This is a genomic window from Kitasatospora sp. NPDC058184, assembly GCF_042883725.1.
Classification (GTDB): domain Bacteria; phylum Actinomycetota; class Actinomycetes; order Streptomycetales; family Streptomycetaceae; genus Kitasatospora.
The window spans coordinates 113,677-131,252 of the sequence record NZ_JBHVVE010000017.1 but is presented as its reverse complement, the minus strand read 5'-3'; the positions used below and the strand labels follow the sequence as shown (position 1 = coordinate 131,252).

Genomic DNA, 17,576 nt, shown 5'->3' with positions numbered 1-17,576 from the left:
GAGTGCGTCCGGGAGCGCGTGGTCAGGGGGTGAGGAGGGCCTTGAGGACGTGCCGGTCGGCCATGGCGCGATAGGCGTCCGGGGCCTGCTCGATCGGGAAGGTGCGGTCGAAGACGCGGCCGGGCCGGATCGTGCCGTCCAGGACGTCGGGCAGAACCTGGTCGATGTAGTGGCGGGCGGGGTCGACGCCGCCGGTCAGGGTGATGTTCCGCATGATCATTTCCATGCCGATCGGCCCGTCGGTGTAGCAGGGGACGCCGACGCGGCTGATCACGCCGCCGTCGCGGACAGCGGCGAAGGAGGTGGTGAGGGTCTGCATCGAGCCGACGCACTCCAGGACGGCGTCCGCGCCGCGGCCGACGGTCAGCTGCCGTACCTGCTCGGCGCCCTCGTCGCCGGTGGCGAGGACGACGCCGGTGGCGCCGAACTCGACACCGAGGTCGGTGCGGTCGGTGTGGCGGCCCATAAGGATCACCTGCTCGGCGCCCAGGCGCCGGGCTGTGAGGACTGCGCACAGGCCGACCGCGCCGTCCCCGACGACCGCGATGCTGCTGCCGGGGCTCACCTGGGCGGTGACGGCGGCGTGGTGGCCGGTGCAGAACACGTCGGTGAGCGTCAGCAGGGAGGGCAGCAGCGCCTCGTCTACGGCGGCGGGGATCTTCACGAGGGTGCCGTCGGCCTGCGGGACGCGCACGGCCTCGCCCTGGCCGCCGTCGACGCCGTCGAAGCCGTACCGGCCGCCGTGCGGGCAGGAGGTCTGCAGGCCGTGCTCGCACCACCAGCAGGTGTTGTCCGCGTAGGTGAACGGGGACAGCACCAGGTCGCCGCGCTTGAGGCCGGTCACCTCGGGGCCGACGTCCTCGACAGTGCCGAGGAACTCGTGGCCCATCTGCCGGCCGGTGCCGCTGGCGGGGGCGGAGCGGTAGGGGTGCAGGTCGCTGCCGCAGACCGCGGCTCGCAGCACCCGCACGATCGCGTCGGTGGGGTTCTTGATCACCGGGTCGGGCACGTTCTCGACACGCACGTCTCCGGCTCCGTACAGCACGGTTGCTCGCATGGGTCCAAATCTCCTTGAGCAGGTCGGCGGCGGCATCCGCTCGGCCGCCGGGCGGGGCAGGGTCAGGTACGGGGGGTGCGGGCGCGCAGGGCGCCGAGGGCGGCGGTGGCGGCGAGCAGGCCGGCGGCGGCGATCAAGCCGGTGCGCATGCTGGCGGTGAAGGGGCCAGCGGTGACGAGGGCGCCGTAGACGGCGACGGCCACGGTCCCGCCGACCTGGCGGAGGGTGTTCAGCACGCCGGAGGCCAGCCCGGCCCGCTCGGCCGGGACGGAGCCCAGCATCAGGCCGGTCATCGCGGGGACCGCCAGCGTGCCGCCGAACGACACCGGCATCAGCGCCAGCGCGACCACCCACACCGGCACGGTGGCCGGCAGCAGGCACAGCACCACCAGCCCGGCACCCATCGCCACCTGCCCGGCGACCATCGTGGCCTTGGCGCCGAAGCGGCGGGTGGCCGCCGCCGAGACGAAGGACACGCCCACGCTCTGCAGCGTCATCGGCAGGAACAGCAGGCCCGTGACGGCCGCCGACATGCCCCGGAAGGTCTGGAAGTACAGGCTGAACAGGAACGTCACCCCGTAGAAGCCGACGTTCAGCGCGAACCCGGCCACCAGCGAGGCCACCACCGGGCGGGAGCGGAACAGATCCAGCGGCATCATCGGTGCCCGCCCCCGCGCTTGGCGGACCAGGAACACGGCCGCCGCCGCCACCGCGAGCACCAGCGCCCCCACGATCCGGGCACTGGCGAACCCGGCCTGGCCACCCTCGATCAGCGCGTAGGTGAGCGCGCCCAGCGCCGCCACTGCGGCGACCTGGCCGACCACGTCGAACGGCACCGACCGCCGCGGGGAGGAGGGCGCGCGGCCCAGCAGCACGAGTGCCAGCAGGCCGACGGGTAGGTTGATGAAGAAGATCCACCGCCAGTCCCACCCGGCCAACGCCCCGCCGACCAGCGGGCCAGCGGCGGAGCCCACCGACCCGCCCACCGCCCACAGCGCCAGCGCCCGGGTGCGCCGCTCGGCGTCGGGGAACGCCTCGCGGATCAGCGCCAGGGTGGCCGGCATCATCACCGCTGCCCCCGCGCCCTGTACGAGCCGGGCCGCCACCAGCACCCCCAGCGTCGGTGCCAGCCCGCACACGGTCGACGCCGGTAGGAACAGCACCAGGCCGAGGCCGAACGCCCGCTTCGCGCCGATCCGGTCCGAGACCGACCCGGCAGAGAACAGCAATGCGGCCAGCATCAGGGTGTAGCCGTCCACCACCCACTGCAGCCCGCTGATTCCGCCGCCCAGGTCGGAGCCGATCGCGGGCAGCGCGACGCTGACGATCAGCGCGTCCAGCGTGATCACGAAGAACCCCAGCAGCGCCGCCCCGAGCGCGAACCGCGCACCCGGCACCGGAGCCGGGCCGGTGACAGGCTGCCGGCCGTGGGCGTGGGCGGGAGCGGTGGCGGGAATCGAGGCGTCTGTTCGGGTGGTCGGATCGGTCATGCCCTCCAGACAACCGCGCCCCGGGCGTCAGCGGGGCGGTGAAGCAGACCCTGACAAGGACCCCCACGCCTGTGTCCCGTGAGGGGTGCGGCCGTAGTGTCGAGGGCATGGACCGACGCAGCGAGATCCGCGACTTCCTCACCACCCGCCGGGCCCGCGTCACCCCCGAGCTGGCCGGCCTCACCCCCTCCCCGCTCGACCGTACCCGCCGCGTCCCCGGCCTGCGCCGCGAGGAAGTCGCGCAGCTCGCCGGCGTCAGCGTCCCCTACTACACCCGCCTCGAACGAGGCGACGCCCGCGGCGCCACCGACGCCGTCCTCGACGCCATCGCCCGCACCCTCCTGCTGGACGACGCCGAGCGCGCCCACCTCTTCGACCTTGTCCGCGCCGCCAACGCCACGGCGACCGGCGCAGCGGGAGCGGCCCGCCCCGCCCGCCAGGCCGTCCGCCCCGGCCTGCGCAACCTCGTCGAAACGATCAGCGGCGTTCCCGCCTACATCCGCAACGCCCGCCTCGACCTCCTGGCCGCCAACACCCTCGCCCGCGCCCTGTTCGCCCCCATCTTCGACAGCCCCGCCCGCCCGGCCAACGCAGCCCGCTTCACCTTCCTCGACCCCGCCGCCACCGCCTTCTACCCCGACTGGGCCGCCGTCGCCGACCAGAACGTCGCCACCCTGCGCGCCGAATCCGGACGCAGCCCCCACGACAAGGCCCTCACCGACCTGATCGGCGAACTCTCCATCCGCGGCGGCGACGCCTTCCGCCAGCGATGGGCCCGCCACGACGTCCGCCGCCACCGCGCCGGTGCCAAGCGCATCCACCACCCCCTCGTCGGCGATCTCACCTTCACCTACGAGACCACCCAACTCACTGCCGGCGACGGCCTCTACCTCATCCTCTGCACCGTCCCGCCCGGCAGCCGCGACGCTGAAACCCTCGACCTCCTCGCCAGCTGGAACAGCCCCCAGCCCACGCAGAGAACCCAGTGAGATTGCCCAACACTGGACGAATGCGACACTCCGGGAATAAGCACTCTCTGCCGGTATAACGCGCGGTATTGCAGCGGATGCAATATTCGGTGCCGTGCGTGAACGGCCGTGACCAGGGATTCCATCGGCCCAGCCTGTGACTCCAAGCCCGTACGGACGGTCTCGCCGAAGGCCGCGGGATGACGGTGGATGTGGCGAGCCGCAGGTCGCTTGCCTCGCTGAGGTCGACGAACGTGGCGGCTGAGGTTCGTTCGTGCGGATCGAAACGTCGGGCGCCGATCGGAGCCGATGTTCCAGGACACACGGTTCGGGCCCGGTTCCTGAAGGAGTCGGGCCCGTCCTGGAGGCTCGGGTAGTCAGACCATGAGGGCTGCGTCCCGGGTCTTCAGGTTGTCCAGCGTGGTGAGATGCCGTCGGAGGCCCAAGGCTGCGGCCCCGAACCGCAACTCCTACCAGCTGATCAGGGCGTAGGCGGGGCCGCCCGGGCTGCCCTGCTGGGCGCCAGTGCCGCTGGCGCCGGTGAAGCCCGACTGCGGGCTCGGGTTGGGGTTCGGGCCGCCGCCGTTTCCTCCCTGGCCTCCCGTGCCGCCGGTGCCGCCGTTGCCCCCGCTGCCTCCGGCACCGGTGCCGGCGGGCGGAGTGACAGTCGTCGTCGGCGGCACGCCCCCGGCGCCGCCCGCCCCGCCGGCGCCGCCCGCGCCGCCAAGCTCGCCCGAACCGGGCCGACCTGCCGTGCCTTGACCGCCGGTGACACCGCCGGCACCAGCGGCACCTGCCGGGCCGGTGGTCCCGGAACTGCCGGGCAACGCCGAGCCCGTGCCGGAACAGCGCCCCGCGTCGCTGCGGCCCCCGCCGCCGGCACCGCCTACTCCGCTGAGGCCGCCGGAAGCGCCGCCCGAACCGCCCGCGCCGCCCGAACCGCCGAACTTGCCGTTCTCCCCTCCTTGCCCGGCACCGCCGCCGGGGCCCGGGCGTCCGGCGCTCCCGTTGCCACCCGCGCGAGCGGTGACCCGGGCGCTGGGCCCGGAGACCTGGGCGAGCGTGATGAAGGTGTCGGCACCGCCCCCGCCGCCGCCCGCGCCGGCGGTACCGGTCTGGCCGCTGGCGAAGGCGGTTCCTGCGGCGCCGCCGCCACCGCCCGCTCCACCGCCGCCACCGACACTCCGGCGGCCGGATCCGGGGACGAGGACGCGGAAGGTCTGGCCCGCTGCGACGGTGGCGGTGCACTCCGAGTAGCCCCCGCTTCCGCCCCCACCGCCCCCGCTGCCGCCGCTGCCACCAGCGCCCCCGCCACCGCCACCGCCCATGACCGGGCTGGTGACCAGGATCGCGTAATAGCCGCCGCCACCGCCGCCCCCGCCGCCGCCTCCGCCGCCTCCGCCCGCCCCGGCGCCGCCGCGGCCCCAGACCCGGATGGTCATCTGCGTGACCCCGGACGGAACCACGAAGGTGTAGATCCCCGGGGTGAAGGCCTGCTCGCCGTGCGGCACCGCGGCGGGAACGACGGGCGAGGCCGCCACGGCCGGGCTGCAAGGCAGCACGGACATGACCGCCACAGCACCGACGGCGCCACGACTCAAAGAAGTCATCCGACTACGGAAAGTATGCATGTCTCTTATCATCCAGACTCCCCGCCTCCACGGCTACGCCGATCGGTTGCTCAGCGCCGACGCGCGCCCTGCCCGCGATCCATCGCGCCCCATTTCGGAGCGCGACTTCTTGGAACCCGGCCAGGCGGGATACAGGAGCGGCCAGGGCGCTGTCGGGGCGCTGACACCGGTGAGAAAAGCGTGGCGCACCATGGCTCGGTCTCTGCGGTATAGCCGAACGAGGCGAAGGGCCGCTAGAAACGCCGGTTCTTCGCCTCGTTCCGGTCAGCTTCCAGGGTCAGCGCCGTGGCGGGCTGACGGAAGTCGGTCGGCGGCGTCCAGTCGGTGGAGGCTGAGTCGTGCAGCGGCTGGGCGCAGGCCGAGGTCCGCCGCGATGGCGTCCGGTCCGGCGCCGGGATCGGCGCGCAGACGGTCGCGGACGGCTTCATCGGTCCGGCGTTCGGCCGCCAGCGCGGTGCGGTACGCGGCCAGTGCGCCGCCGGCCAGTATGAGCAGGCCAACAGCGCACACCCCGTACCGGCTGTCGATGGCGCCGAGGACGGCGGTGACAGCGCCGGTCGCTGCGACGGTGCAGAGGCCGATCAGTAGTCCGGGACGGTGGGTTGGGTGAGCGGTCATGGGTGGGGCGTCCTTTCGTTCCGACAGGGGCCCGCTGCTACCACCGGCCTCGGAAGTCGCAGCCGGGGCAGGCGCCTTCGCCTTCAACGTGGCCCTCGTAGCAGCAGTCGACGGCCGCGTGCAGGATCGCCTGCTCGACGGTGGCTGCACCGGTGTGCACGGCGTTGGCGACGATCAGCTGGAGGACGGCGGAATCCGGGGCGAGGAACGGAGGCGAGGGCATCGGGGTGCCGGTCATGATGGCACGTCGGTGCGGTCGGTGTGGAGGTCGCTGCGGTAGCCCTGGCCACGGGGCTTCCAGATCTGAAGGTGCTGGGCCTCCAACGCGGGCGGTCCGGGACGCCGTCGTCGGGGACGGGCAGAGCACCTCTGCTCTTGCGCTTGCGGGCGGCGCCGACGCTGATGCCCAGGTGCGCGGAGACCTCGGTGTAGCCCCAGGGTGGCTGGCCGGCGGCCATGGCAGTTGTCCTTCCTCGCTGCTCCGGTGATGAGTGTATGTAGCGGCGGGTAGGTGGGGGTACAGCAAGGCCGCCCCGGCCGGATCGGCGCAGGGGCGGCCTTCGTCGGTGGCAGTCAGGAGTCGGCGAGCCGGTTGGCGAGTTCGAGTGCGGCGGTCGCCACGGTGAGGGCGGAGCACAGGCCGGTGACCTCGCGCAGGGTGGGGCGGACGAGGCGGGGCCAGTCGTCTCCGGCGGCGGGCCAGGTGGCGAGGGGCACCACGGTGGTGGCGAGGCCGAGGCGGGCGGTGACGTCCCAGCCGGCCTCGGGGGCGGGCTCCCAGCGCAGGAGGATGCGGCCGAAGGGGAGCCGGGGCGCGGTGTTCGGGACCCAGAGGACCTTGATCGGGTGGCTGGTATGGGCGGGGACGCTGTGGACGAGTGCTCCGCTTGCCCACGGTGGTACGGGGTGGAGGGCGAAGCGGTCGAGCGGGCGGGGGCGGTGGGGGCGGTAGCCGGTGGGGATAGGGCTCTCCTTCGGTCGGCGGCGAGGGTCAGGCCCAGGCGAGCTGGTCGCGGACGTCGGACGGGAGGTAGTCCTCTTGGCCGTCCTCACTGATGTAGGCGATGCCGTTCTGGACGACGACGTCCGTGCCGACGTAGTGGGCGAAGGGCCAGTCGGGGTTCACGGCGAGGCGGACCCGAAGGTTCGGGTCGAGGGCCTGGAGCTTGGCGACCAGGTGGCCGACGGTGAGGTACTGGGGCATGGCGGTTCTCCAGGAATGGACGATGCGGTGAGCGGGTGAAGCGACAGCGGTGGTGGTCACGAAAGGTGGAGGCGGGGCCGGATGAGGAGGAGGTCGTCGGCGGGCCACGGGTCGCAGGTGTCCCACGGGTAGCCGGTGGTGAGGACGACGGTGCCGTTCGGGCCTTGGACCTTCGGCAGGCCGCACACTCCGCAGCCGCAGCCCGGGTGGTAGGGCCCGGGACGGGCCGGGTAGGGGCCAGAGGCGAAGTAGTCGGCCCGGGCAAGGCGGCCGGGCACGGAGGGTTGGAAGGCGGAGACGATCAGGTCGTCGGGCCGGACCTGGTCGGCGCGGACGATCCGCAGGTGGGGACTTGTGAGGATGCGGCGGCTCGCGCAGTGCTCGGTGGTGGCGGTGACGACCACTGGGTGGAAGTCGACGTGGTGGGTACTCGTGGTGCCTCCTTCGGGGCGCGGGTGATCAGTCGGCGAGGCGATAGGAGCGCAGGGCCAGCGGCTCGCCCTCGGCTTCGAGCGCCACCAGGCCGTCGGTGACCAGGCGGTCGAGCGATCTGGCGACCGCGTGGTTGCGCAGGCCGAGGGCGGTGCCGATCTGGCCGACGCGGGCGCCGCCGGGTCTCTTGGCGAGGTGGGCGACGACCAGCGTGTCCCGGCGTAGGCCGTCCTCGTGGACGTCGTCGAAGGTCAGCAGCAGGCCGCTCAAGCTGAGGGCGAGGCTGAGCACGAACGTGGCTGACCCGGTTGGGACGGAGAAGGCGTTGGCCAGGCCGAGCACGGCGATGGCCGGGCCGGGGATGCGGGTGAGATCGATGGTGATCGTCAGGGTGGTGCCCTTCGGCGAAGTCGATGGTGGGAGCCGCCGGTCAGCTGCGTTGGCTGGGAAGGAGCCGGGCTTCGCCGCCGTGGGATTCGATCAGGTCCCGGACCAGGGCGCCGGGGACGTACAGGTACACGGCCTCGGTGGGGTCATCCTCCTCGGACCCCGGGTCGAGGTAGGTGCGCCAGGTGTCCCACGGTTCGGGACGGAAGGTGGGGAAGCCGACCTCCAGGGTCAGGGCGGGCAGCAGGAAGACGTCGACGGGGTCGGGGGCGATCACCGAGAGGCAGAAGCTGTCGGCACAGACGATTCGGCTGTCCTGTACGGCGAGGCCGAGCGGGTCGCGGGGTGTGCCGTGGACGATAGCGCGGTCCAGTCGGGGTGTGGCCAATTGGTGCTCCGTTCAGGGGTGTTGGGTCAGCGGGTCGGGTTGGCGACGAGCGCGGCGAGGAATCCGGCGACGGCCTCGGAGGGTGTGTGGACGCCGAACTCCTGGGTCCAGGCGGCGGCGTCGGTGGGACGGACCTGCGCACGCCAGACGATGCCGCGGTGCCAGGAACCGGGGTCCTCGGGCAGCCAGCCGACGTAGACCCGCCCGTCCGGGCTGGTGCAGTGAAGGTTGGCCCCGGGGGTGTCCACGATGGCCCAGCCGAGGCCGTCGAGCAGGGCGAGGACCGGCTCCGCGCTGTGGTCGGAGGAAAGCCAGCCGCGCTCCTGGACGGCGGGGCGGACGGGGCGGACGGGGCGGGTAGGAGGCTTCCGGACGTGCTCATAGGGCCGGATCCCTTCGTTGACCTGCGGTTTCGGCGACATGAGTACGTTGACATGCGACCGGCCGAAGCTCGTAGTCGTTTCCGGCGGCTACCGGTCTGCCGTCGGCGAACCGACGCGGGAATGGATCGGCAGGGCTCGGTGCTGTAGCGGGGCTACGGCGCGGGGCCGTACGCAGGTCTGAAGGGGGAAACGGCGTTGGAGCCAAGCAGAGGTCGCGACATAGCGGCGCTGGAGCGCAAGATCCGCAGCGCGGGCCGGGCATGGACGAGAGGCGACATCGCCATGATCGCCGACGGCCAGTGGGCCGTGAGCACGACGAGCCGTGCCGAGCGGGCGCAGGCTGGGGCGGCGCAGGCCCGGCTGGTGGACGGCCGACGCGTGGAGCTGACGCTGGAGGAACTGGCGCGCGTGGTGGGCGCCGCCGACCCGGGCGCCCACCACGACCGGGCCGCAGACTGACCGGCCGCTACCGCCGGTTAGCGGTCGAGGCAGCCGGGCCTGCTGCGGCCGGCGGGGCGGGCCGCTCTGCGGGAAGAGCCAGCGGGCGCGGAGCGTGCGTGCTGCGCGCGCTGGTGGCCTTCACGCGCTCGGCGTCGGGACCGTGCTGGGCCTGTAGGGCGAGTTCGCGGGTGTCGACGAGGTGGCGGATTGCCTGCATGGCAGTGTTGCTCTCGGCGTGGGCGGTCCGCAGGGCACTCGCCGACTCCGTGATCCGGTCGAGGTCGTAGAAGGCGGGGACGTGACCGGGCTGGGTAAGGGCGTGCAGCCGTTCTTGGTGCACGGCAACGGAGTTGGAGACCACGGTGAGGCAGCCCCTGATGTGCATAGCCGCGCGCAGCAAGGGGCCCTCGACGGGGCGGCGGATCGCGGCCTTCTCCAACTCGGCGATCGGTCGGCCCCAGGCCTTCTCGATCATCGTGTCGGCGTGCTCCAGGGCGGCGGCGTCGGGCACGGGGTTCCTCCGGGGTGCGGGTGGTCAGCGGGAGCGTCCGGCCGAGGCGGCCGGGAGTGTCGGAGGGCGGGTGGTGGTGCTGTAGGCGAGCGCGGACGGCGCGGTGCGGGGAACGGAGAGCGAGCGGGAGGTGGCCGCCCGGACGCGCGCCACCTCCAGGGGGCTGGGCGCCGTCGGCGTCGCGGTGGCGACGGCGGGCAGGTGCTCCAGGTCGACGCGCCGCATGTACCGGTGGACCGGCACCGGGTCGGTGACGGCGGTGGTGAGGGTCTGGAGCAGGTGCTCGGGCAGACGCGAGGAGGCGGTGGCGTACCAGACGCCTCGGGGTGGGCCGACCTCGAACAGCCAGCGCTCGGTGTCGCCGGCCATCTCGGCTTCGTGCCGCAGTGGGTTGTCCCGCCGGTGGAGCTGGATGAGGCGGTCGGGCGACTGGTAGCTCAGGAACGGGGTGGCGGGGTCCAGGCGCCAGCCGTCGGTCAGGAGCCGGAGGGTGGTGTCGGCTCCGGACGTTCGGCCGCCGTCGCCCAGACAGGCCTCGGGGCCCTGCGTGTAGGCGGCGGCGAGCGCGGCGGTGAAGTCCTCGACGACCTCGGGTGGTGTGCGGTTGTCGAAGGTGACCAGCCACTGCGGTGGGGCGAAGGCGTCCGACCCCGCGCTGATCTTCCACAGCGTCGAGTCCTCGCCCTCGGGCAGGAAGGCCAGGCGGACCCGCAGGTCCGGCGCGGTGACGAAGGTGTTCGCCAGCTCGTCCCTGCTGAGCGCCCAACCGGCGTCCAGAAGGCGCTGGATGGCCGGGGAGCCGTTGGCGTCCCCGTTGGCGAGGTAGCGGGGGGTGATCCGGTACTCGCGGGGCTTCTCGGGGGTGTACGGCATCGGATCGTCCAGGGTCAGCGGCGGTGTGCGGCGGTGGGTACGGGTCGGGCGGCGGACGGGGTGGCGGGCGCGGCCGACCGACTGCGGGGTGCCGGGTGGGCGCCGGCGGCTTCGGAGGGCGGCCGGGCGGTGAGGTGGGGCAGGTGGTGGGCGGGGATATCGCAGCGTTGCCGCACCGCGGGTGCGGGTGAGCTGAAGAGGAGAGTGGCGCGAACGAGGGGGTAGAAGGGCACGCCGGTGGTGAAGTCTGCACGCCAGGAGGGGTTTCGCAGGTTGCCCGCGAGCATGCTCCAGGCCGGCGGGGTCTGGCCAGCGGCTTCGGCGTCGGGCGGCTGGTGGCCCACGCGGTGCCGGTAGACGGCGGTCCGGTCGGGTGCGACCTGGTCGTGGAAGCCCGGGGGGCTCTGGTCAGGCCACCAGCCGCGGTCGGCGAGGACGGAGGCGGGGGTGCGCGGGAGGTGGTGGGGGCCGCCATGCAGGTAGTCGCGGTGCCCGCTGCGCAGGCCGTGGACGAGGGTGGTCATGAAGGCGGCGGTGATCTCAGCGGGAGTGCCGGGTGCGAACGCCGCACGCCACAGCGGGGCGGAGCCGGGCGAGCGGTAGCCGTGGACGGTCCAGGCGCCAGGGCGGCCGGGCGCAGGTCCGCCGGTGATGATGGCGGTTCGGCAGGGGCTGGTGAAGCGGAGTGCTCCGTCGGACGAGCGGTCTCGGTCCCAGCCGGGGGAGGTGTCGAGCGCGTCAGTGATGAGCCGTTGGTCACCGGGGCCGGCGAGACGAAGCGGGTGGACGAGCAAGAGGGAGGTAGAGAGCACCGGGAGGATCCTGAACGGGGAGCGGGCCCGCATGCCGTCGGCGGCGAGGACGGGTGCGGCGGTGTGCGGAGCGGGGAGTCGGAGATGGGGGAGGGGGTCTGGGGCGGGTGTTCACGGCGGTCACCGCCCGCGGGAGGGACGGGAAGCCGCTGTCACTGCTGCGGGGACGCGGGGCTGTGGGGCGGGGGCGTGGCTGAAGAGATTGGTGGGGGCGGGGCTTCGCCGGAGTGCCGCCGCGGTTCGTACGGTGTCCACTCCGGTGACGAGGGTCCGGGTGGCGGCCGGCATCCGAACGGCCGGGGCGGCCGAGTGCCGGTTGTCCCACTGCTGCACGGCGGTGTACACGGGGGCGAGGGCGCGACCGGCGTCGGTCAGGATGTAGGGGTCGCCGTGCCGGGAGCCGGCGCGGGCGACCAGGCCGTCGGCCTGCATGCGGTTGAGCCGGGTGGCGATGAGTCGCTCGGAGACGCCGACGCGCTCCCCGAGGTGGCTCACCCGCGTGCTCCCGTGTTCCGAGAGCAGCCGGACCACCTCGGTGGTGTCCACCAGGTGCAGACGGCGCAGGGCGTCCTCGATCCGGTCGGACCGGCCCTGCGGTGCGTGGTCGAGGTGTTCGGAGGACCACTGGGTGACCGCGCGGTAGAGCGGGCCGAGCGTCCGCGCGCCGACGCTGAGCCTGTACGGCGCCCAGCGGTCGAACGTGGCGTCGCGGTCCACCAGCCCGGCGTCCGCCATGGCGGAGAGGCGCCTGCTGACGTACGGCTGGTTGACCGCCGGATGGTGGTGGGCGATGTCGCGCACGCGCATCTCCGGGCCGTACTTGGCGATCGTGTGGACGAAGTGCGTGGACCACTTCGGGGCCAGCTGGCGCAGGACGCTCTCCACGCGTGCCGCGTCGGCGGTGGTCATGGTGGTGGTCGGCTGGGCGGGCATGATCCGGGGAACTCCTGGTCAGCGCGTGCGGGCGGAGGACGAGGTCCACGCCGGGGATGCGGCAAGCGGTGCGGAGGCGGCTGGAGGGGCAGCGGCGGGGGCCACGCTGCGGTAGAGGGCGGCGGCCTCGCGCAGGCGGGCGGCTGGGGAGGCTTCCAACGCCTTCCGGCCCACCGGGGTGAGCGAGACCATGCGCCCCACCCGGGCGGCGTCCGTTGCGGTGTCGGCCGCGATCAGGCCGGCGGCGACCAGCGGCTCGACGGTCTCGGCCTTGACCGGCGCTCCGCGGCCGTTGCCGTGGATGACCTCCTTGCCGCAGAGCACGTTCTCGCGCATCCACAGATCCCCGAGCTGCACCTCGCGCAACGCCCTGCGTGGGGTGCCCTGTTCGTCCGTGGGCTGCCCGGCGTACTCGCCGCGCTCGACGGGCGACAGCGTCTCGACGGCCGTCTTCGCGGCGGCGGTCAGCTCGCGGTGGACGCCGTCGATGGCGGTGACGGACGCGGCGAGGTACCAAGCGAGGCTGGCCTCGGGACTCTCCTCGGGTTCGCGCCGCAGCAGGGTCCAGACGTCGTCCACACCGAGCCGCTCGTAGACGCGGTGCGCGGCGGGCTTCGCCAGCTGGTCGTGCGGGTTCACTCGGTCGTCTCCATCCGGGCGATGAGGGAGCGGACCAGGGTGGGCAGGCTGTCGGGGCCGTTGCCGCCCAGGCGCACGAAGCTGACCGACTCCTTGAGGAGCTCGTGGGCGTCCTCGGTCAGGGCGCCGACGATCTCCATGCACGCTTCGGTGAAGTCCGAGGCGGCGCCCTCTGCCCGGCCCAGGACCTGGAGGTAGAGGCCGGGCGGGAGCGCGGCTTCTGCCGCCAGGGTGGTGACCGTCTCCTGGTCGCGCGGGGTGTAGCCGGAGAGGTCGAAGCCCTCCAGCTCCCCGGGGACGGTGGGCGCGGCACCGGGGCGCGGTGGAAGACCGGCCATGGTGGCCAGGACGTCGACGGTCTGCGTCAGTTCGGAGAGCGACTCGGTGAGCCAGCCCAGGGCGGAGGCGTAGGAGGCCAGGGTGAACAGGGTGGCCGGGGCGGTCGGCAGCTCCTCGTCGAGCAGGTCCTCCATGCGGTCCGCGAGGGCCGTGAGCACCTCGGGCCCGGCGGCGAGCGGGCCGAGGACGGGGTGGAGGTAGGAGCGGGAGAGCGGCGTGGAGTGCTGGGTGGTGACGATGCCGGAGACGGCTTCGGCGGCCTCGACGAGCCAGGTGGCGAGTTCGGCGTGGGCGGGGACGGTGGCCATCATCGGGCCTTTCGGGAAGCGGGGGTGGTGGCGTAACCGGGGGAGGTGGTGGTGTAGGCGGGGCCGGGGGCAGCTGCGGGTGCCAGGCGTGTGGAGCGGGCGCGGGCGGCGCGCACCCGGGCGTCCTCGGCGGGGCTGAGGCCGGCGGGGAGGTTGAGGCCGGTGCGGTCCAGGCGGTTCTGGGCGGAGCGGTAAACCGCGTAGTCCAGCCGCGGGCCAGCGGCGACGAGGTGGACCTCGCGTGCGTGCTTCGAGGCCGGCGGGGCGTCGCGGAACTGCACGACCAGGCGGTGGCTTGCCCACTGGTCGCCGACGCCGAGGTAGATCTTGTGGCAGCCCTCCAGCCGGCCGTCGAGGCGCTTGGCAACGCGCTCGCCGTGCACGAGGTCCTGCAGGTGCAGCAGCGCCTGGTCGCGGACGGCGTCGGGGAGTTGGCGCAGGTCGGCAATGGCGTCGGGGTGGGCGGAGAATCCGAACTTCGCGCGACTCACAGCGACCGCCCCCGATCGGGCTGTGCGACGGATGCGGCTGCGGGCGCGGCGGCGAGAACGTCGGCGGCGGTGACGGCGGCCGGGGCGGTGGTGCTGCGGGCGAGGGCGGCGCGGGTACGCAGGGCCGCTGCATCGAGGCGGTACTCCGGCGCGTCGGGCAGCGGAGTGGAGCGCTGCTCCAGCCAGTTCTCGGCGGCGGCGTGGTTGGCGAACGCCCCCTCGCGCACCGTGTAGGTGTACTGGTCGGGCTGGAGCGTTTCCAGGAACAGCCGGACGGGCAGCTCCTTGTCCTGGCGGTCGACGGCGATGCTCCAGCCCTCGACGTCGGACCCGTCGATGACCTGGTAGTCGACGACCGCAAGGCCCTCGCCCGAGCGCCGGATGCGGTCCTCGACCTGGACGGTCAGCTCGTCGGCGGGCTTGGGGACGTCGATGGTCGGCGCGAGCGCGTCCGGAGGGCAGCCGCGGTTGACGAGCCAGTTCTGCGCGAACGAGAAGGTGGCGTGCTTGGACCTGTGCATGCTGAAGGTCGCCTGGCTGCTGTCGCGCACGAGATCGAAGGAGGCGATGTTGGGCATGTTGGGGTAACCCCAGGTGGCCGAGGCATCGAAGGCGATGATGAAACTGCGGTCGCCCACATCGTGCTGGGAGATCGTCTTGAAGTCGCTGACCCAAGTGGAGTCGTACAGTTCGGCGGTGTGCTCGTCGGAGGGTTCGAGGTCGTCGAGTCGGAAGTCGGTGTCCTTCATGCGGCGAGTCCCAGCTGGTCGGGGGTCGACAGGACGCGGTGGGCCGGCCGGGAGGGGCTCGTAGTGCACGCGGCGAACGGACCGTCCGGAGAGCGGAGTTGGGCGATGGCGTGGTCGAGGTGGTCGCGATGCCACATCGAAGGGCCGCCCTGGCCGGCCTCGGCGGCGGTCAGCTGCTGCCAGGCCAGCCACAGCGCGTGGAGGCGGGCGACGGCTTCGGGGTGCTCGGGCCACCTCGCGCACCACGGGCGGGTGGAACCGATCTCGCGGCCGTAGACGGGCAGCAGGATGTGGGTGACCCAGAACGAGAGCTCGGCCAGCTCGGCGGCGTACTGGGCGCCGCCCATCGCGAGGATGAACAGCGGCGGAGCGGCCTCGGGCGCGTCCTCGCCGCCGGTGCCCGGCTCGATGGAGCCGGACCCTGTCTCGTCGTCGGGTTCGGAGCCGAGACGGTCGAGGATCACGCCGTGCTGGCGGACCTCGGCCATGGTGCGGTTCAGGGCGCTGACGAGGTCGTCGAGGTCCTCGTCGGGGATGCGGATTGGCTCGGGCTCGGAGGCGCCCGGCAGCGGATCGGACTCGGACATGGCACATCCAGGAGGTTCGGACGGACGGGGAGGTCGGGGTCGGAAGGTCTTCTTCGGGTCACGGCAGGGCTCCGGTGAAGCAGTCGTTGAGGGAGATGGAACGCGGGAAAGGCGGCTTGATCCGGCCGCCGATTGGTGCTAGGCGCAGGCCAGTTGGGTGCTGTTGTCCTGGACGAGGCGCAGGCCGAGGGCGACGGCGTCGGCGAGGGCGCCGGTGAGCGGGTGGCCGGAGGCGGCGAGCTTGGCGGGGTGGTGCAGTCCGCCGGTGTGCAGCACGGCGTGCGCGCCGTTGGCGTGGGCGGCGGTGGCGTCGTCGACGGCGTCGCCGACCAGCAGCACCCGGTGCGCCCGGTCGGTGAGGCCGAGGGCGTGCAGGTGGGCGGTGAGCGGGGCGGCCTTGGTGCCGCCGGAGGGTCCGGTGCGGCCCTCGTACCGGGTGAAGAAGTGCCCGATGCCGGCCTGCTCTACTTCGCGGACCAGGGTGTCGTGCGGGCACAGGGACAGGAGTGACTGGGTGTGGCCGGCCTCGCGCAGGGCGGTCATCAGCTCGGGTGCGCCGTCGCGCACGCGCACCGGCTGGGCGCGCAGGTGGGCGAGGAAGGCGTTGTCGCTGGAGATCCACTCCTGCTCGGTGATCGTGCGGCCGAGTAGGCGGGCGTAGAAGTTGGGGATCGGGACGGTGTGCTTGGCCCGGTAGGTCTCCCGGTCGACCGGGGCGCCACCGAGGGCGGGCAGGGTCGCGTTCAGCGCGGCGACGTGGTCGTCGAGGTCGTCTTTGACTGTTCCGTTCCAGTCCCAGACAACGTGTATGCGGGTGGCGGGAGTTGCGGCGGCGAAGAGGGAGGTGTTCACGGCGAGTCCTTCGGGATGAGCTTGGTGGTCAGGCGGAGAGGCGGTCGTTGAAGCGGTGCAGCAGCCACAGCGCGGCGCCGGCCCCGGCGAGCGGGACGAGGGCGAGCAACTGTGGGCCGACGGTGGCGGCGAGGGAGGCGAGGGCGGTGCCGACGGCCTGGCCGACGCCGATGCAGGCGATCAGCGAGGCGAACGCTTCGGTCGCTTCGCCTTCGGGGGCGAGGTGGTCGACGGTGAGGAACGCGGCGGTCAGCAGCGGCGCGAGGAAGGTTCCGGGCAGTACGGCGCCCAGGACGGCGACGGCGGGCGCGGGGGCGGGCAGCAGCGGCAGCCATCCGGCGGCGAAGCCGATGGAGGCGGCGACCAGGTGCTTGGCGGGTGCGCCGGGCCAGGCGTGGCGGCCGTAGGCGAGGCCGCCGAGCATGCTGCCGATGGACAGCGCGGCCGGCATCACCCCGACCAGCCACCCGGCGTGGTGGCGCTCGGCGGCGGACAGCGCCAGGACATTGACCGCGCCGAGCGCGACACCGGTGCCGATCAGCGCGGCGAACAGCACCCGAAGACCCGGCACGCGCAGCGGACCCGTCCAGTGAACCGCCTCGGTGAACTCGGCCGGCGTCCAGGCGTGGGAGGGGCGGGCGGTGACGACCAGGCCGGTGCCGAGCAGGCCGAGCGCCGCGGTCGCCACCAGCGCGGTGGTCGCTCCGGCACCGGCCGCGAAGCCGGTGGCCAGCAGCGGACCCGCGACGAACACCAGGCCCTGGGTGCTGCTGTCCAGCGAGAGCGCGGTGCGCTGGTGCCCGGCGTCGGGCAGCAGCACCGGCCACAGTGCCCGGAGGCCTGCCTCCAGCGGCGGCGTCGCCAGCCCCGCCGCCACCATGGTGAGCGCGGCGAGTACCGGGTGGCGCGTCGGGCCGGTGCACGGCAGCAGCAGGAACGCCGTGCTCGCCGTGGCCGTGGCGGCGACGAGGACCTGGGTCTGGCCGTGGCGGTCGACCAGGCGTCCGAGCAGCGGCTGCCCGAGCGTGGAGGCGAGGCCGTACAGGGCGCCGAGGGCTCCGGCCAGGGCGAGCGGGCCGTGCTCGGCGCGCACCAGCAGCAGGATCGCGATCGGTGCCATGCCGGTGGGCAGGCGGCCGATCAGGGTGCCGCTGAGCAGTCGGGTGACGTGCGGCGAGCCCAGGACAGCGCGGTAGCCGCTGTCCTGGGCAGGGCCGCAGGCGGTGGTGGTGCTCAAGGAGAAGGTCCTTCGGTCGTACGGCCGGCGGCGCGCGGGCGCGCCGGACCGGGGCATGCGCAGGCATGACAGCCCTCGGTTCGGTGCGGCTGCGGAGAGAAGAGTCCGCGGATTCCGGGATTTGGTACGGCCGCAAGAATGAGATAGAAGCCTCGTAGTCGGACACGGCGCTCTGGGAGAAGGCGGAGCCCGTTGCTCTGGGGAGTGGACGGCCTGCTGGAACCCAACTCCGTTGTCCAGAGCGGC

At 73.3% G+C, this 17,576-nt stretch carries 24 protein-coding genes; 2 read left to right on the top strand and 22 right to left on the bottom strand.

What is annotated here, in order from left to right; genetic code table 11:
• Nucleotides 1–22 precede the first annotated feature (22 nt).
• Both ACFVXH_RS28955 and ACFVXH_RS28950 read right to left on the bottom strand, forming a co-directional pair.
• Nucleotides 23–1,057, bottom strand: a complete 1,035-nt coding sequence (locus tag ACFVXH_RS28955) for an alcohol dehydrogenase catalytic domain-containing protein (RefSeq protein ID WP_387828632.1) — start codon at nt 1,055–1,057, stop codon at nt 23–25.
• Nucleotides 1,058–1,119: 62 nt separating this feature from the next.
• Nucleotides 1,120–2,547: an MFS transporter gene (locus ACFVXH_RS28950; protein WP_387828630.1), complete on the bottom strand. Its 1,428-nt coding sequence runs from the start codon at nt 2,545–2,547 to the stop codon at nt 1,120–1,122.
• Nucleotides 2,548–2,654: 107 nt separating this feature from the next.
• On the opposite strand from ACFVXH_RS28950, the gene ACFVXH_RS28945 reads away from it, so the two are divergent.
• Nucleotides 2,655–3,536 (top strand): helix-turn-helix transcriptional regulator, encoded by an 882-nt coding sequence (locus tag ACFVXH_RS28945; protein ID WP_387828627.1) that lies wholly within the window; start codon nt 2,655–2,657, stop codon nt 3,534–3,536.
• A gap of 449 nt (nt 3,537–3,985) precedes the next feature.
• On the opposite strand, the gene ACFVXH_RS28940 is transcribed toward ACFVXH_RS28945, so the two are convergent.
• From ACFVXH_RS28940 to ACFVXH_RS28900, 9 genes are all read right to left on the bottom strand, one after another.
• Complete coding sequence (locus ACFVXH_RS28940; protein ID WP_387828624.1) at nt 3,986–5,158, bottom strand: hypothetical protein; 1,173 nt, start codon at nt 5,156–5,158, stop codon at nt 3,986–3,988.
• 252 nt (nt 5,159–5,410) lie between these two features.
• On the bottom strand, nt 5,411–5,764 hold the full coding sequence (locus ACFVXH_RS28935; protein WP_143204563.1) for a hypothetical protein: 354 nt from the start codon (nt 5,762–5,764) through the stop codon (nt 5,411–5,413).
• A gap of 37 nt (nt 5,765–5,801) precedes the next feature.
• A complete protein-coding gene (locus ACFVXH_RS28930; protein ID WP_387828621.1) occupies nt 5,802–5,987 on the bottom strand; it encodes a hypothetical protein in 186 nt (61 codons plus the stop codon).
• 350 nt (nt 5,988–6,337) lie between these two features.
• Nucleotides 6,338–6,817, bottom strand: coding sequence for a hypothetical protein (locus tag ACFVXH_RS28925; protein WP_241852922.1), 480 nt, complete (start codon nt 6,815–6,817; stop codon nt 6,338–6,340).
• Complete coding sequence (locus ACFVXH_RS28920; RefSeq protein WP_074003061.1) at nt 6,756–6,968, bottom strand: hypothetical protein; 213 nt, start codon at nt 6,966–6,968, stop codon at nt 6,756–6,758. The genes ACFVXH_RS28925 and ACFVXH_RS28920 overlap by 62 nt, the downstream gene beginning before the upstream one ends.
• 56 nt (nt 6,969–7,024) lie before the next feature.
• A complete protein-coding gene (locus ACFVXH_RS28915; RefSeq protein ID WP_074003060.1) occupies nt 7,025–7,372 on the bottom strand; it encodes a hypothetical protein in 348 nt (115 codons plus the stop codon).
• Nucleotides 7,373–7,427: 55 nt separating this feature from the next.
• Nucleotides 7,428–7,691 (bottom strand): MarR family transcriptional regulator, encoded by a 264-nt coding sequence (locus tag ACFVXH_RS28910; protein ID WP_380786804.1) that lies wholly within the window; start codon nt 7,689–7,691, stop codon nt 7,428–7,430.
• 139 nt (nt 7,692–7,830) lie between these two features.
• Nucleotides 7,831–8,175, bottom strand: coding sequence for a hypothetical protein (locus ACFVXH_RS28905; protein WP_074003058.1), 345 nt, complete (start codon nt 8,173–8,175; stop codon nt 7,831–7,833).
• Between the two features lie 26 nt (nt 8,176–8,201).
• Nucleotides 8,202–8,597, bottom strand: coding sequence for a DUF317 domain-containing protein (locus tag ACFVXH_RS28900; RefSeq protein WP_198959374.1), 396 nt, complete (start codon nt 8,595–8,597; stop codon nt 8,202–8,204).
• Nucleotides 8,598–8,753: 156 nt separating this feature from the next.
• Between ACFVXH_RS28900 and ACFVXH_RS28895 the strand changes: the two genes are divergently transcribed.
• The gene (locus ACFVXH_RS28895) at nt 8,754–9,017 is read left to right on the top strand and encodes a hypothetical protein (RefSeq protein WP_387828616.1); all 264 of its coding nucleotides are present in this window, start codon (nt 8,754–8,756) and stop codon (nt 9,015–9,017) included.
• A gap of 7 nt (nt 9,018–9,024) precedes the next feature.
• Here the strand turns inward: ACFVXH_RS28895 and ACFVXH_RS28890 are convergent, their stop codons facing one another.
• The 11 genes from ACFVXH_RS28890 to ACFVXH_RS28840 form a co-directional block, all read right to left on the bottom strand.
• Nucleotides 9,025–9,510, bottom strand: coding sequence for a hypothetical protein (locus ACFVXH_RS28890; protein ID WP_387828613.1), 486 nt, complete (start codon nt 9,508–9,510; stop codon nt 9,025–9,027).
• Nucleotides 9,511–9,534: 24 nt separating this feature from the next.
• Entirely contained in the window at nt 9,535–10,383 is an 849-nt protein-coding gene (locus ACFVXH_RS28885; RefSeq protein WP_387828610.1) for a DUF317 domain-containing protein, read from the bottom strand.
• A 14-nt stretch (nt 10,384–10,397) separates the two neighbouring features.
• Nucleotides 10,398–11,195, bottom strand: a complete 798-nt coding sequence (locus ACFVXH_RS28880; RefSeq protein ID WP_380740949.1) for a DUF317 domain-containing protein — start codon at nt 11,193–11,195, stop codon at nt 10,398–10,400.
• Nucleotides 11,196–11,315: 120 nt separating this feature from the next.
• The gene (locus ACFVXH_RS28875) at nt 11,316–12,128 is read right to left on the bottom strand and encodes a winged helix-turn-helix transcriptional regulator (protein WP_380740950.1); all 813 of its coding nucleotides are present in this window, start codon (nt 12,126–12,128) and stop codon (nt 11,316–11,318) included.
• 18 nt (nt 12,129–12,146) lie between these two features.
• Entirely contained in the window at nt 12,147–12,767 is a 621-nt protein-coding gene (locus tag ACFVXH_RS28870; protein WP_380740951.1) for a hypothetical protein, read from the bottom strand.
• Entirely contained in the window at nt 12,764–13,414 is a 651-nt protein-coding gene (locus ACFVXH_RS28865) for a hypothetical protein (protein ID WP_387828606.1), read from the bottom strand. The genes ACFVXH_RS28870 and ACFVXH_RS28865 overlap by 4 nt, the downstream gene beginning before the upstream one ends.
• Nucleotides 13,414–13,905, bottom strand: a complete 492-nt coding sequence (locus tag ACFVXH_RS28860; protein WP_387828603.1) for a hypothetical protein — start codon at nt 13,903–13,905, stop codon at nt 13,414–13,416. The genes ACFVXH_RS28865 and ACFVXH_RS28860 overlap by 1 nt, the downstream gene beginning before the upstream one ends.
• Nucleotides 13,902–14,654, bottom strand: a complete 753-nt coding sequence (locus ACFVXH_RS28855; RefSeq protein ID WP_387828600.1) for a glycosyl hydrolase — start codon at nt 14,652–14,654, stop codon at nt 13,902–13,904. The genes ACFVXH_RS28860 and ACFVXH_RS28855 overlap by 4 nt, the downstream gene beginning before the upstream one ends.
• Nucleotides 14,651–15,241, bottom strand: coding sequence for a DUF4913 domain-containing protein (locus tag ACFVXH_RS28850; protein ID WP_387828597.1), 591 nt, complete (start codon nt 15,239–15,241; stop codon nt 14,651–14,653). Before ACFVXH_RS28850 ends, ACFVXH_RS28855 begins: the two co-directional genes overlap by 4 nt.
• Nucleotides 15,242–15,379: 138 nt before the next feature.
• Nucleotides 15,380–16,093, bottom strand: a complete 714-nt coding sequence (locus tag ACFVXH_RS28845; RefSeq protein ID WP_380740956.1) for an HAD family hydrolase — start codon at nt 16,091–16,093, stop codon at nt 15,380–15,382.
• Nucleotides 16,094–16,121: 28 nt separating this feature from the next.
• Complete coding sequence (locus ACFVXH_RS28840) at nt 16,122–17,330, bottom strand: MFS transporter (RefSeq protein WP_380740957.1); 1,209 nt, start codon at nt 17,328–17,330, stop codon at nt 16,122–16,124.
• Nucleotides 17,331–17,576: the final 246 nt, after the last annotated feature.

Coding starts and splice junctions, on each gene's coding strand:
- ACFVXH_RS28850 (WP_387828597.1), bottom strand. CDS start 15,241: ATGTCCGAGTCCGATCCGCTGCCGGGCGCCTCCGAGCCCGAGCCAATC.
- ACFVXH_RS28855 (WP_387828600.1), bottom strand. CDS start 14,654: ATGAAGGACACCGACTTCCGACTCGACGACCTCGAACCCTCCGACGAG.
- ACFVXH_RS28935 (WP_143204563.1), bottom strand. CDS start 5,764: ATGACCGCTCACCCAACCCACCGTCCCGGACTACTGATCGGCCTCTGC.
- ACFVXH_RS28955 (WP_387828632.1), bottom strand. CDS start 1,057: ATGCGAGCAACCGTGCTGTACGGAGCCGGAGACGTGCGTGTCGAGAAC.
- ACFVXH_RS28940 (WP_387828624.1), bottom strand. CDS start 5,158: ATGATAAGAGACATGCATACTTTCCGTAGTCGGATGACTTCTTTGAGT.
- ACFVXH_RS28930 (WP_387828621.1), bottom strand. CDS start 5,987: ATGCCCTCGCCTCCGTTCCTCGCCCCGGATTCCGCCGTCCTCCAGCTG.
- ACFVXH_RS28950 (WP_387828630.1), bottom strand. CDS start 2,547: ATGACCGATCCGACCACCCGAACAGACGCCTCGATTCCCGCCACCGCT.
- ACFVXH_RS28885 (WP_387828610.1), bottom strand. CDS start 10,383: ATGCCGTACACCCCCGAGAAGCCCCGCGAGTACCGGATCACCCCCCGC.
- ACFVXH_RS28945 (WP_387828627.1), top strand. CDS start 2,655: ATGGACCGACGCAGCGAGATCCGCGACTTCCTCACCACCCGCCGGGCC.
- ACFVXH_RS28920 (WP_074003061.1), bottom strand. CDS start 6,968: ATGCCCCAGTACCTCACCGTCGGCCACCTGGTCGCCAAGCTCCAGGCC.
- ACFVXH_RS28900 (WP_198959374.1), bottom strand. CDS start 8,597: ATGTCGCCGAAACCGCAGGTCAACGAAGGGATCCGGCCCTATGAGCAC.
- ACFVXH_RS28865 (WP_387828606.1), bottom strand. CDS start 13,414: ATGGCCACCGTCCCCGCCCACGCCGAACTCGCCACCTGGCTCGTCGAG.
- ACFVXH_RS28875 (WP_380740950.1), bottom strand. CDS start 12,128: ATGCCCGCCCAGCCGACCACCACCATGACCACCGCCGACGCGGCACGC.